At 66.3% G+C, this 12579-nt stretch carries 11 protein-coding genes; 5 read left to right on the forward strand and 6 right to left on the reverse strand.

Annotated features, from left to right (window positions below; all coding sequences use genetic code 11):
- Positions 1-24: 24 nt before the first annotated feature.
- The gene (locus EO170_RS06640; protein WP_164740939.1) at positions 25-789 is read right to left on the reverse strand and encodes an ankyrin repeat domain-containing protein; all 765 of its coding nucleotides are present in this window, start codon (positions 787-789) and stop codon (positions 25-27) included.
- A 241-nt stretch (positions 790-1030) separates the two neighbouring features.
- On the opposite strand from EO170_RS06640, the gene EO170_RS06645 reads away from it, so the two are divergent.
- On the forward strand, positions 1031-1735 hold the full coding sequence (locus EO170_RS06645) for an HAD family hydrolase (RefSeq protein ID WP_164740940.1): 705 nt from the start codon (positions 1031-1033) through the stop codon (positions 1733-1735).
- A 1010-nt stretch (positions 1736-2745) separates the two neighbouring features.
- Here the strand turns inward: EO170_RS06645 and EO170_RS06655 are convergent.
- Positions 2746-2970 carry a CstA-like transporter-associated (seleno)protein gene (locus EO170_RS06655; protein WP_016904074.1) on the reverse strand — a complete coding sequence of 75 codons (225 nt, stop codon included), beginning with the start codon at positions 2968-2970 and terminating at the stop codon, positions 2746-2748.
- Positions 2970-5042, reverse strand: coding sequence for a carbon starvation CstA family protein (locus EO170_RS06660; protein ID WP_104648104.1), 2073 nt, complete (start codon positions 5040-5042; stop codon positions 2970-2972). The genes EO170_RS06655 and EO170_RS06660 overlap by 1 nt, the downstream gene beginning before the upstream one ends.
- 232 nt (positions 5043-5274) lie before the next feature.
- Between EO170_RS06660 and EO170_RS06665 the strand changes: the two genes are divergently transcribed.
- Positions 5275-6132 (forward strand): pirin family protein, encoded by an 858-nt coding sequence (locus tag EO170_RS06665; protein ID WP_126943506.1) that lies wholly within the window; start codon positions 5275-5277, stop codon positions 6130-6132.
- A gap of 258 nt (positions 6133-6390) precedes the next feature.
- On the opposite strand, the gene EO170_RS06670 is transcribed toward EO170_RS06665, so the two are convergent.
- The 3 genes from EO170_RS06670 to nfi form a co-directional block, all read right to left on the reverse strand.
- Complete coding sequence (locus EO170_RS06670) at positions 6391-6852, reverse strand: hypothetical protein (RefSeq protein ID WP_104648103.1); 462 nt, start codon at positions 6850-6852, stop codon at positions 6391-6393.
- A 253-nt stretch (positions 6853-7105) separates the two neighbouring features.
- Positions 7106-7996: a pirin family protein gene (locus EO170_RS06675; protein WP_126943509.1), complete on the reverse strand. Its 891-nt coding sequence runs from the start codon at positions 7994-7996 to the stop codon at positions 7106-7108.
- Positions 7997-8195: 199 nt separating this feature from the next.
- Positions 8196-8909, reverse strand: a complete 714-nt coding sequence (gene nfi / locus EO170_RS06680) for a deoxyribonuclease V (RefSeq protein WP_126943512.1) — start codon at positions 8907-8909, stop codon at positions 8196-8198.
- A gap of 103 nt (positions 8910-9012) precedes the next feature.
- Between nfi and gpmA the strand changes: the two genes are divergently transcribed.
- The 3 genes from gpmA (at position 9013) to EO170_RS06695 (ending at position 12576) form a co-directional block, all read left to right on the forward strand.
- Positions 9013-9762 (forward strand): 2,3-diphosphoglycerate-dependent phosphoglycerate mutase, encoded by a 750-nt coding sequence (gene gpmA / locus EO170_RS06685; protein WP_115047490.1) that lies wholly within the window; start codon positions 9013-9015, stop codon positions 9760-9762.
- Positions 9763-9917: 155 nt separating this feature from the next.
- Complete coding sequence (locus tag EO170_RS06690) at positions 9918-10235, forward strand: hypothetical protein (protein WP_104583146.1); 318 nt, start codon at positions 9918-9920, stop codon at positions 10233-10235.
- A gap of 241 nt (positions 10236-10476) precedes the next feature.
- Positions 10477-12576: a M13-type metalloendopeptidase gene (locus EO170_RS06695; protein WP_126943515.1), complete on the forward strand. Its 2100-nt coding sequence runs from the start codon at positions 10477-10479 to the stop codon at positions 12574-12576.
- Positions 12577-12579 lie beyond the last annotated feature (3 nt).

The raw sequence follows: 12579 nt of genomic DNA on the forward strand, positions 1-12579 counted from the left end.
GCGTTCGTCGTGCGAAAAGCCCGCTTAGCGGCTGCTTTCCACGGGAATGTTGTGGGCGCTCAACCATGCGCGCACGTCCGCCCTGACCTGCTGGCCGGCGGCATTGAGCAGGCGATCCGGGGTGGTGAAGAAATACGCCTGGAAGGTTTTCTGTTGTGCGTTGCGCAACGTCGGATCCACGCCGGCCTTGAGCAATTGCAGCACTGCCGGACTCGCCGCGCCGCTTTGGGCGGCCAGGTGCAGCACGCTGTTGCCGGTGTTGTCGACGCGCTGCAGATCGGCGCCGGCATCGATCAACAGCGCGATCTGCGCATCGCGCTTGCTCTGCACGGCGCGGAACAACGGTGTCCAGCCTGCGCGTGCGCTGACCACGTCGATCGGCGCCTTGTGCTGCAGCAGGATCTTCAGGTACTCCGCGTCCTGCGCCATGGCGGCCATGTGCACGACCGTTTCCTGGTCCATGCCCGGCAGCGACGGGTCTGCGCCTGCATCGAGCAATGCGGCCAGGGCGCGGGGTTGTTCATTCCAGATCGCCCACTCGAGCAGGGTGACGTTCTGATCGCCGTGTGCGGCGAGGTCGACTGTCGGTGCGAGTGCGCCGATTCGGGCGACGTCACCGCGCGCGATGGCGTTGGCGATATCGCTCAGGCCGGGGTCGCGGAAGGCGACGGTGTGGTCGTGCAGCGTAGCTGACATGGTGGTTTGCTCCTTGGCACCGGGCGAGGCGGTGCATGAGACCGCGAAGAACGAGGTCGCAAGAACGAGCAGGGTGGGGAATCGCGGTTGCATCGAAATCTCCTTCTCCTGATCGCATTCCTGGTGGCACTGCGGTGTGTCCTTCCGCAGCCGGGCCGATCCTACCAGCTGCCCAACCGACGCGCGGTAAGATTTCGTGACACGCGCCGGCGCCTGGGTGTCGGCCGTTGAGGCCGCTCGCCGTGGTGGTGTCTGCATGGTGCCGATGCACCACGATGGGCTTTACACGCGGATGCAATCTACAACAGCCAACGGTCACAACGCGGCCGGCATAATGGTGCTTTGCGAACAGATGGGTGCAATGGTCTACGAATTACTGATCAGCGACTGCGATGGCGTGCTTGTCGACAGCGAGATACTGGCCGACCGGGTGATGCGCGAGGCGCTGGCGGCCTTCGTGCCGGCCGAGGCGTTGGAGCATTTGCTAGGGACAACGTTCGGGCAGACCACGCGTGAGGTATTGCTGCGCGTGCAGGAACACTTCGCCGTGCAGCTGCCGGAGACCTTGCTGGCCCAGATCCAGGCGCGTAGCGAAGCCTTGATCAAGGCCGAGGTGCAGCCGATCGCCGGCGTGCGCGACGCATTGGAACAGATACCGTTGCCGCTGGCGGTGGCCTCCAACAGCCGCCGCCACAATGTGATCGCCTCGGTCGAACGGGTGGGGCTCACCGCACGTGCGGCGGGGCATGTCTTCGCTGCCGATATGGTGGAGCGTCCCAAGCCGGCGCCTGATGTCTATCTACTGGCTGCACGCACCCTGGGCGTTGCGCCGGAGCGCTGCCTGGTGATCGAAGACAGCCCCACCGGTGCGACTGCCGCATTGGCGGCCGGCATGCAGGTGCTGGGTTTTACCGGGGCCAGCCATATCCCGCAGGGGCATGCCGACACCTTGCGTCGGCTTGGCGTGCTGGCGGTGTTCGACGATATGCGCGATTTACCGGCGTTGTTCGAGCGGCTCGCGCAAAAACGCGCTGGCTGAGCACTGCTGACAAGAGATGTTGAATGCGGTGTCGATGGCGGCGAAGTGGCAGCCAGCTCGTTCTTCAACCGCAGTCGGCCAGATCGTGCAATCGACTTGCGATAACAGAGCTGTCGAGCCGTAGCGTGGTTTGAGTGCAGTCAAACGTTCAGGTCAAAGTCCAGGTCAACAGCTCGGTGAGTCGAGGGCGCGGTGTCCTCACCGCTCGCGGGACACGCCGCAAGTACGTCGATGTAGGCTCGGTGGCGGCATCCATGCCGCCACACGGTCCCGCAACCGGCGAGGACACCGCACCAGACGCTTGGTCGGTGGTCGGTTGCAAACCTGCGTGTTGCCAGGCTTACCTCAAGACACTGGGAAGTCTTGGGTTGCTCTACTGAAGTCTGGCTGTTGCTCGGCGTGCGCCTGAAAGCTGATCGGATGCCCCCTGATCCGACCAACGCACGTCATGTCCCGCTCGCAACCACGCACACCGACCCTCTTGACTGGTCCTTGCCCGCCCACCGTCGCGGGACCTTGAGCGGCATGGATGCCGCGCCAGAGCCTACAAGGACGTACTTGCGGCGTGTCCCGCGATGGTGGGCGGGCAAGGGCCCTGCAGCCAGGCCGCAGATCACCCGCCCTACAACTGATCCATCCGCAAGGCCGTCCATCGGCCGCCCGGCCTTGCTGCGTGTCCCGCAGCGGCGGGCGGGCAAGGCCGGGCGGCCAGGCCGCAGATCACCCCGCCCTCCAACTGGTCCATCGGCAAGGCCGTCCATCATCCGCCCTGCCTTGCGGCGTGTCCCGCAGCGGCGGGCGGGCAAGGGCCCTGCAGCCAGGCCGCAGATCACCCGCCCTACAACTGATCCATCGGCAAGGCCATCCATCGGCCGCCCGTGCTTGCGGTGTGTCCGCGCTGATGAGTGCGAGAGGACTCCCTGCGGCCAACCCCAAGCCATCAACGCAGCAGGGCGCGATTCGCATCGCGCCCTGCTGCATTCCGACTCGCCACCTGCCCGCTCATCCGGTCAGCAGCAGCGAAACCCGCTCTTGCCGCCGTAACGCGCGTCCTGGCGCTCGCGGAAGAAGGTGGGGTAGTCCATCACCGGTTTGTCGGGGTGTTTTTCCAGCATGTGGCGCACGTAGTTGTCGTAATCGGGAATGCCGCAGCACAGGCGGGCGGTCTGTATCAGGCGCCGCCAGATGCGGCGATGCACCTGGTACTGGCTGGCAAGAACGAGTTGGGTGCCCATTACAGGTCCGCCATCTGGTGTGGCTGCAAGGCCACGTACGGGGTTTCGCGATCACTGCGCTGCGGATTGCGGCGCGCAATCACGATCGTCCTGACCGCGTAGACCAGGATCGATCCCACCACGAACAGGAACAGCACCGTCAGCCCGGTGTTGACGTAGGCATTGGTGACGATCTGCTGCATCTGCGCCACCGTCTTGGCCGGCGCGGTGATGGTGTTGCCGGCGATGGCGTCCTGGTACTTGTGCGCCTGCGCCAGGAAGCCCTGCGCCGGGTTGCTGTCGAAGATCTTGATCAGCCCCGCATACGTGGTGCAGATCAGCAGCCACAACGCCGGCACCAGCGTGACCCAGGCGTAGCGGTCGCGCTTCATCTTGAACAGCACCACCGTGCCCAGCATCAGCGCGATCCCGGCCAGCATCTGGTTGGAGATGCCGAACAACGGCCACAGGGTCTGGATGCCGCCGAACGGATCGATCACGCCGGTGTAGAGCAGATAGCCCCACAGCGCCACGCAGCCGGCCGTGGCGATGATGTTGGCGGTCCACGATTCGGTCTTCTTCAGTGCTGGGATGAAGTTGCCCAGCAGGTCCTGCAGCATGAAGCGGCCCGCACGTGTGCCGGCATCCACTGCGGTCAGGATGAACAGCGCTTCGAACAGGATCGCGAAGTGGTACCAGAACGCCATGGTGTCTTCGCCCGGCAGCAGATGGTGCAGGATCTGCGCGATGCCCACCGCCAGGGTGGGCGCACCACCGGCGCGTGCCAGGATGCTGTGCTCGCCGATGTCGCGCGCCGTGGCTTCCAGCACCTCGGGCGTGATCGCAAAGCCCCACTCGGACACCTTGGCCGCAACGGCCACCGTGTCGCTGCCGACCAGCGAGGCCGGGCTGTTCATGGCGAAGTAGATGCCCGGCTCGATGATCGATGCGGCCACCAGCGCCATCACCGCCACGAACGATTCCATCAGCATGCCGCCGTAGCCGATGTAGCGCATGTGGCCTTCGTTGGCGAGCAGCTTGGGCGTGGTGCCGGAGGCGATCAACGCGTGGAAGCCGGAGACCGCACCGCAGGCGATGGTGATGAACAGGAACGGGAAGATGCCGCCTTTCCACACCGGGCCGTCGCCGGTGGACGCGAACTGGGTCAGTGCCGGCATCTTCAGGTCCGGCATGACCACCACAATGCCGATCGCCAGTGCCAGGATCGTGCCGATCTTGAGGAAGGTGGACAGGTAATCGCGCGGTGCCAGCAGCAGCCACACCGGCAACACCGAGGCGACGAAGCCGTAGCCGATCAGCATCCAGGTGATCTGCTTGGCGGTGAAGGTGAATGCCGGGCCCCAGCTCGGATCTGCCGCGACCTTGCCGCCCAGCCAGATCGCACCCAGCAACAGGATCAGGCCGACCACTGAAATCTCGCCGATCTTGCCGACCCGGATGTAGCGCATGTACACGCCCATCATCAGCGCGATCGGCATCGTGGCGATGACGGTGAACATGCCCCACGGGCTTTCGGCCAGCGCCTTGACCACCACCATCGCCAGCACCGCCAGGATGATGATCATGATCAGGAAGGCGCCGAACAGGGCGATGGTGCCGGGCACCTGGCCCATTTCCTCGCGCACCAGATCGCCCAGCGAGCGGCCGTTGCGGCGGCTGGACAGGAACAGCACCACGAAGTCCTGCACCGCGCCGGCAAACACCACGCCGACCACCAGCCACAGCAGGCCGGGCAGGTAGCCCATCTGTGCGGCGAGCACCGGGCCGACCAGGGGCCCGGCGCCGGCGATCGCGGCGAAATGGTGGCCGAACAGCACGTGCTTGTTGGTGGGCACGTAGTCCAGGCCGTCGTTGTTGGCCACCGCCGGCGTGGCGCGGGTCACGTCCAGCTGCATCACCTTGTCGGCGATGAACAGGCTGTAGAAGCGGTAGGCGATCAGATAGATCGACACCGCCGCCACCACGATCCATAGCGCATTGATGTGCTCGCCACGCCGCAGCGCCACGGTACCCAGACAGAACGCGGCCAGCAGCGCCAGCGCGCCCCAGGCCAGCTTCGAGAACCCTTTCATGCATGCCCCTCAGGAACGATTCGCCCAAGGGTCCCCCCGTGCCAGGCTGCGGTCAATGGCAGCGTTCCGCGGCAGGGTAAAACTTTGGTCGTAGAGTATTCGGGTACACGATGCGCTAGCGCCCGCCATACGAAGCCGACGATTGGAACGATCGGTTGCAGCGGCCGTGGTTGGGCGTTGCAGCAGGCGCACCCATCATTGGTGCACCGACCCACTGCACAGGGATCACGCAATGAGCACCCCCACCACGACAGCGGCGCATGTGCTGCGCACCATCCGCGGCATGCCGACCTCCGACGGCGCCGGGGTCAAGCTGACCCGCGTCATCGGCACCCAGCAGCTGCCGGATCTGGACCCGTTTCTGATGCTCGACGAGTTCGGCACCGAGAAGGCCGAGGACTACATCGGCGGTTTCCCAAGCCACCCGCACCGCGGCTTCGAAACGGTGACCTACATGCTGGACGGGCGCATGCGCCACAAGGACAACCACGGCAACGAAGGCCTGCTGACCCCGGGCAGCGTGCAGTGGATGACCGCCGGCCGCGGGCTGATCCATTCGGAAATGCCGGAGCAGGAATCCGGGCGCATGCGCGGCTTCCAGCTGTGGGTGAACCTGCCGGCGCGCGACAAGATGACCGACCCCAGGTATCAGGAGTACGCACCGGACAGCATCCCGGTCGCGCAGCCGGCGCCCGGTGTCACGGTCAAGGTGATCGCCGGAGCCGTGGGCCAGGTGCGCGGCCCGATCGTGCAACCGGCCACCGAGCCGGTGTACCTGGATATCGCACTGGCACCGGAGGCGTCCTGGGACTATGTGCTGCCCAGCGGCCACAACACGTTTGCCTACGCCTTTGAAGGTACGGTGACGGTGGGCGAGGGCGATGCCGCGCGTGCGCTGCCGGCGCAGGAACTGGCGGTGCTGGGCGGCGGCGAGCGCCTGACGCTGCGGGCCGGTGCCGACGGCGCGCAGCTGATCCTGGTGGCGGGCCGCCCGCTCAACGAGCCGGTGATGCGACACGGCCCGTTCGTGATGAACACCAAGCAGGAATTGATGCAGGCCTTCGTCGACTTCCAGGAAGGCCGGTTTTAACCGGCCGCTCGCGCCACGCGTAGGAGAGCGGCGTGAGTGACCGCCTGCTGGAGGTGGCCGACATCTGCCCGCTCCATCGACTGCGCACCGACGAGGTGCGCGCCGATACGGCAACTGCGGGGTGATGGCGACGCGTCGGGGGTGGCAGCAGGCATGTGAAAGCGCAGGCGCGCCGGGTATGCAACGGCGTGTACGCAGCTGGCGCGCCTGCCGGGCGGCGCCAGGCCGGCATGACCTGGCGCTTCACTACCGGTTGCGTCAGCGCTGCAAGGCCAGGCTGGCGGGCTGCAGATCCATGTTCTGCACCAGCGATTGCATCGAGGCCAGCTCTTCGGTGCTGGCGCCGTCGATCCAGAGCTGTGCATAGCGTTTCTTGCCCAGCTCGACCACGGTGACGCGGCGCGATTCCATGCCCGGCAGCTCGCGGCCGCCCAGGTCGAGCTTGTACCAGTAAAAGTCTTCCTGCTGGATCTGGCCCTTCTCCGCGCGGCGGTCACGCGCCAGCGTCATCGCCGGGTCGCGCGTGGTCAGCATGACGCCCATCACCTGGCGACCGTCTGCAGTCATGGCCTTGCAGAACAGATAGTCCGCACCTGAAAGCTCGCTCCACTGCAGCCCGGAGGCTGGCGGCAACGGTGGGCAGACCGGTGAGGTTTGGGCGTGAACGGTGGCGGCGGCCAACAGCAGGCTCAGGCCGACAAGGCAGGATGCGGACTTCATTCAAGTGTTCCCCGGCGTTGGATGTCTGCGCAGGGACAGCGTTGTTGACCGTGTCGCGGCATCAGCCCGTGCGCTCCCCGCCCGGCTGTGCCCGCACGCAACCTGTCCCCAACTTATGTCGACATCACTACCACAGGTGGGGCTACAAGCTCAAGCGCAATTCGCAGGTTGGGCTGCAATCGGTCGTGCGCGCGGGCACTCCCGTTGCGAGACCTAGGTGGGCAGCGCGGCACTGCCGGGCTGCCGGCTGCGGTCAGGGGTAGTTGACCGGCTTGGGCGCCGGGGTTTCCGGCAGTGGAATGAATTCCTTGTCGTCGCCGGGAATGCGGCCGAAGCGGCCGGCCTGCCAATCGTCCTTGGCCTGCTCGATGCGCTCCTTTGAACTGGAGACGAAGTTCCACCACAGGTGGCGCGGCCCATCCAGCGGCTCGCCGCCGAGCAGCATCGCCTTGAGCGGCGTCCTGGCGCGCAGGCGCCCGCGGCTGCCGGGCGAGGGTACGATCAGGTGGCGCGCGGGCACGTCGGTGCCATCCAGCTGCGCCTCGCCTTCCAGGATGTAGAGCGCACGTTCGGCGTGGCCGGTGTCCAGGTCGATCTCCGCCTCCGGCTGCAGATCCAGCGCGACGTTGAGCGTGCCGCTGAACACCTGTACCGGCGATTCCTCGCCGTACGCGCGGCCGGCGATCACGCGTAGCCAGACACCAGCGCGGCGTTGCTGCGGCAGGCTGGCGGCGGCGTGGTGATGGAAGGCGGGCGCGGTCTCTTCGGCCGAGCGCGGCAGCGCGATCCAGGTCTGCATGCCGTGCAGCGCATGCGTGCGGGCGCGCTCGGGGGCCGGCGTGCGCTCGGAATGGGCGATACCCCGGCCGGCGGTCATCCAGTTGACGTCGCCGGGGCGGATCACCTGGTCCGAGCCCAAGGTGTCGCGGTGGCCGATCTCGCCGGACCACAGGAAGGTGACCGTGGCCAGGCCGATATGCGGATGCGGGCGCACATCGATGCCGTGATCCGGCTCCAGCACTGCCGGGCCCATATGGTCGACGAACACGAACGGGCCGACGCTGCGCGCCTGCAGCGTGGGCACGGCGCGGCGCACTTCCAGCCCGCCGATGTCATGCACGCGGGGAGCGATCAAGGTGGTCATGGCGGCGGCTCTGATCAAGTCGAATGGACACCAGCTTTGCATGTGCGCGCGCGGCCTGGCGAGCGCTTCACCAAGACGGATCGTCCCGGAGACAGTCGCTGCGCGGCGTGCTGGCGGCCAGAACGAACGTGCCGAGATGGGCGGTTGCAGACGACAGAGGCAGGCACGCGCACGGTTGATCGTGATTGGCCGCCGCGCGCTAGAACAGCTGTCCGGAGGCGGCGCTGTGCAGGGCGATTTCGCCGCGCCGCGAGGCCAGCCGATCGGCCAGGCGCGTGGGCTCGGGCAGGCGATAGGCGCGCAGGGTGCGTAGCGTCCAGTCGAGCGCGCCCTGCATCGAGACGCGGTGGCCAGGCGAGACGATCAGCGGATTGCAGCGTGGCTTGCTGCGCAGCGCCCAGCCGATCTGCGTGCCACCCAGCAGGATCGGACTGTGGTCGCCGCGCTCGGGCCCCGGCGCGACGAAGCTGCCCGCCAGGCGTTGCTTGGCCACGCCGATGCTGGGCAGGCCGGTCACCACGCCAAAGTGCGCAGCGATGCCGAGCTTGCGCGGATGCGCGATGCCCTGGCCGTCGATGAAGACCAGATCCGGCGGGCGCGACAACAGTGCCAGTGCCTGCAACAAGGCGGGCAGCTCACGAAAGCTGAGCAGGCCCGGCACGTACGGCATCGACGTGGGCACCCGCGCGATGTGCGTTTCCAGCGGCATCAGCGTGTCTGCATCCAGCAGCACCGCTGCCGCGCGCGTGGTCTGGCCGTCGTCTTCGAAGCCGACGTCGAAGCCGGCGAGCAGTTGCGGTGTTGCGCCGAGCTGGTCCTGCAGCACCACGCGGTGTGCCAGTTGCTGTTGCAACTGTCGCGCCTGGATGACGCTGCCATCCCAACCGGCAAAGACGGAATCGATCGTTTGCATGGCCGCAGCATCGCGCGCTGGCCGTGGCGGTCTCGTGCACGCCTGCGATGCGCTGGCTGCCATTACAATCGCAGGCTGATCGGCCCCCAATCGGAGAACCGTAGTGACCCGCAAACTCGTACTGCTGCGCCATGGCCAGAGCCAATGGAACCTGGACAACCGTTTCACCGGCTGGGTGGATGTGGAACTCACCGAGCAAGGCCGCCAGGAAGCCGCTGCGGCCGGCAAGCTGATGAAGGACGAAGGGCTGCAGTTCGATGTGGCGCACACCTCGGTGCTCAAGCGCGCCATCCATACGCTGCAGGGTGCGTTGAAGGAACTGGACCAGGACTGGTTGCCGGTGTCCAAGAGCTGGCGCCTCAACGAGCGCCACTACGGTGGCCTGCAGGGGCTGGACAAGGCCGAAACCGCGGCCAAGCACGGCGAAGAGCAGGTCAAGATCTGGCGCCGTTCCTACGACATTCCGCCGCCGGCGATGGACGTCGACGATCCGGGGCATCCGTGTCACGACCGTCGCTACGCCACGCTGGATCGCAATGCATTGCCGGGTACCGAGTCGCTGGCGACCACGCTGGTGCGCGTGCTGCCGTACTGGCACGACGCGATCGCACCGCAGTTGAAGGCCGGGCAGACCGTGCTGGTGACCGCGCACGGCAACTCGCTGCGTGCGCTGTACAAATACCTCAACGATGTCTCCAACGAGCAGATCCTGGAGCTCAACATCCCGACCGGCATCCCGTTGCTGTTCGAGCTGGACGACACCCTGCAGGTGCAAAGCTTCCGCTACCTGGGCGACCCGGAAGCGGCCAAGCGCGCCGCCGACGCGGTGGCCAATCAGGGCAAGGCAAAATAATCGCCGCATCCGCTGGCCACGCTGCGTGCATGGCGCGCAGCATGGCGTGGAGTTTGCGGCGCGCGCTCGACTGACGCGTGCGGATTTGACACGCGTGCGCGCCTGTTGGTGGATCGGGCAGGTGCGCATGCGCGGGTTCTTGCAGGGGAGACATGATGTCCAGCAAGCGGAAAAGGCAACAGATGAGTGCCACCTACTGCCGCGCGTATCTGGTGACGTTGGGGCTGCTGTTGGGCGGTGGCGGCGCTGCGTTCGCGTTGCTGGCCCGGGGCAGTGTGTCCGGTTCGGCGCTGGGCCTGGCGCTGCTGGTCGGCATCGTGGGTGTGGCGCTGCTGGCGTTCGGTTTCTGGGGGCCGTCGCGACGGATGGAGTCCTGGGCGGAGGCGGCGTCCGGGCATGAGGTCGCGCTGGTGCTGATGGTGCTGGCGTATCCGGTGTACCTGTTGATGGCACCGCTGTACGCGCGCAAATGACCGCAGCCGATGGCGCTGCTGCGCCGGATTGCCGGGGCGGTTTCTGCGGCGGCAACAGCGGTGGCATGTGCCCAGGCCACACGTAGCGCGTTGTGGGACGTGTGCTCTTCGATAGGGCGCGGCAGCGGGCGTCAGGACGTTGCGGTGCCGTTGCAATGATGACGTGGTTGGTGCGTCTGCGCTGATTGCCTACTTTTTTTGACTGCGCATGACGCGGTCGCATGCCTTGGAGAATGGAAAGATGTTGAGCAAATTCGCGCCACTGTCGCTTGCGGTGGCCATCGCGGTGACGCTCTCGGCGTGTGGCCGCTCCGAGGACACCGCCAGGCCGGCACCGGCTGCACCGCCGGCCGCGCCGACCAGGGTCGATGTGTCCAAGCTCGATGCGCCGATCGTGGCCTTCGGCATCAACGACCTGGATCCGGCCATCAACGCGTGCCAGGACCTCAACGGCTTCGTCAACGCCAAGTGGCTCAAGGCCAACCCGGTGCCGTCGGACCGCACCAGCTGGGGCAGTTTCGAGGTGCTGGCCGAGCGTTCGCTGACCATCCAGCACGCGTTGGTGGAGCAACTGGCGCGCGGCAACCTGTCGGCCGGCTCGGTGGACGCCAAGATCGCCGACCTGTGGCGCACCGGCTCGGACGAAGCGGCGATCGACAAGGCCGGCATCACGCCGCTGCAGCCGCAGCTCAAGGCGATCGAGGCGCTGACCGATGCGCCGTCCATCGCCGCGTGGTTGCGCGACAGCTATGCCAAGGGCCAGGGCTTCCTGTTCTCGTTCGGCGCCAATGCCGACTACAAGCATTCCGAACAGATGATCGCCTACGCAGGCCAGGGCGGTCTGGGCTTGCCCGAGAAGGGTTATTACACCGATCCGGCGCAGGCCAGGATCCGTGAGCAGTACGTGGCCTACATCGCGCGCGTGCTGGAGTTGTCCGGCGTTCCCGCCGCGCAGGCGGCCACGCAGGCCAAGGCGGTGATGGCGTTCGAAACGCGGCTGGCCAATGCTTCGCTGTCGCGCATCGAACTGCGCGACCCGGCCAAGCGCTACAACCCGGTCGATGTGGCCGGTGCCAACGCGGTGACACCGCATTTCGACTGGCAGGCGTTCTTCAGCGCACTCAAGGTGCCGGCAGGGACGTTCTCGCTGAGCCAGCCGGGTTACTTCGCCGAACTCGATGCGATGCTGGCCGATACGCCGGTGGAAACCTGGAAGGCCTACCTGCGTTTCCACAGTGTGGACGAGGCGGCACCGTATCTGGCCAAGCCGTTCGAGCAGGCCAACTTCGATTTCTATGCCAAGACGCTGCGTGGCCAGCAGGACATGCTGCCGCGCTGGAAGCGCACCTTGAATGCGGTCAACGAGGCGATGGGCGAGGCACTGGGCCAGCTGTACGTGCAGTCCGCATTCCCGGCCGAGTCCAAGCAGCAGATGCAGCAGCTGGTGCAGAACCTCTCGGTGGCGCTCAAGGCGCGGCTGGAACAGCTCGACTGGATGAGCGCGGAAACCAAGCAGCGCGCGCTGGAGAAGTGGGCCAGCTTCACGCCCAAGATCGGCTACCCGGATCAGTGGCGCGACTGGTCGGGCCTGGAGACCCGCGGTGACGGATTCCTGGCCAACATGCAGGCCGCGCAGGCATTCAACTATCGCTACATGCTGGACAAGATCGGCAAGCCGGTCGACAAGCGCGAGTGGCATATGACCCCGCAGACGGTCAATGCGTACTACAACGCCACCCGCAACGAGATCGTGTTCCCGGCGGCAATCCTGCAGCCGCCGTTCTTCGACCCCAAGGCCGACCCGGCATTGAATTACGGCGGGATCGGCGCGGTGATCGGGCACGAGATGATGCATGGCTACGACGACTCGGGCAGCCAGTTCGATGCCAAGGGCAACTTCGATACCTGGTGGACCGATGCGGACCGCAAACTGTTCACCCAGCGCACCGATCAACTGGTGGCGCAGTTCGACGGCTATGAGGCGATTCCTGGCGTCAACGTCAAAGGCAAGCTGACCCTGGGCGAGAACATCGGCGATCTCGGTGGCCTGACCGTGGCCTATGACGCGCTGCAGATGGCATTGAAGGAACAGCCCGGCGCCAACAAGGACATCGACGGTTATACGCAGGACCAGCGCTTCTTCATGAACTGGGCCACGGTGTGGCGCCGCAACTTCACCGACGGCGAATTGCGCGTGCGCCTGAACACCGACCCGCATGCGCCGGCCAATTTCCGCGCCAATGGTGCGCCGTCGAACATGCCGGCATTTGCCCAGGCGTTCCAGTGCAAGCCGGGCGATGCGATGGTGCGTGGCGACAAGGATCGCGTTGCGATCTGGTAAGGG

The sequence above is a fragment of the Xanthomonas sp. BRIP62409 genome, assembly GCF_003992965.1.
GTDB classification, from domain to species: Bacteria; Pseudomonadota; Gammaproteobacteria; order Xanthomonadales; family Xanthomonadaceae; genus Xanthomonas; species Xanthomonas euroxanthea.

What these genes read in the sequence shown, in the direction of transcription:
- EO170_RS06655 (WP_016904074.1), bottom strand. Translation starts at nt 2,970, where the DNA reads ATGGGCACCCAACTCGTTCTTGCCAGCCAGTACCAGGTGCATCGCCGC.
- nfi (WP_126943512.1), bottom strand. Translation starts at nt 8,909, where the DNA reads ATGCAAACGATCGATTCCGTCTTTGCCGGTTGGGATGGCAGCGTCATC.
- EO170_RS06660 (WP_104648104.1), bottom strand. Translation starts at nt 5,042, where the DNA reads ATGAAAGGGTTCTCGAAGCTGGCCTGGGGCGCGCTGGCGCTGCTGGCC.
- EO170_RS06675 (WP_126943509.1), bottom strand. Translation starts at nt 7,996, where the DNA reads ATGACCACCTTGATCGCTCCCCGCGTGCATGACATCGGCGGGCTGGAA.
- EO170_RS06645 (WP_164740940.1), top strand. Translation starts at nt 1,031, where the DNA reads ATGGTGCTTTGCGAACAGATGGGTGCAATGGTCTACGAATTACTGATC.
- EO170_RS06695 (WP_126943515.1), top strand. Translation starts at nt 10,477, where the DNA reads ATGTTGAGCAAATTCGCGCCACTGTCGCTTGCGGTGGCCATCGCGGTG.
- EO170_RS06665 (WP_126943506.1), top strand. Translation starts at nt 5,275, where the DNA reads ATGAGCACCCCCACCACGACAGCGGCGCATGTGCTGCGCACCATCCGC.
- EO170_RS06670 (WP_104648103.1), bottom strand. Translation starts at nt 6,852, where the DNA reads ATGAAGTCCGCATCCTGCCTTGTCGGCCTGAGCCTGCTGTTGGCCGCC.
- EO170_RS06640 (WP_164740939.1), bottom strand. Translation starts at nt 789, where the DNA reads ATGCAACCGCGATTCCCCACCCTGCTCGTTCTTGCGACCTCGTTCTTC.
- EO170_RS06690 (WP_104583146.1), top strand. Translation starts at nt 9,918, where the DNA reads ATGTCCAGCAAGCGGAAAAGGCAACAGATGAGTGCCACCTACTGCCGC.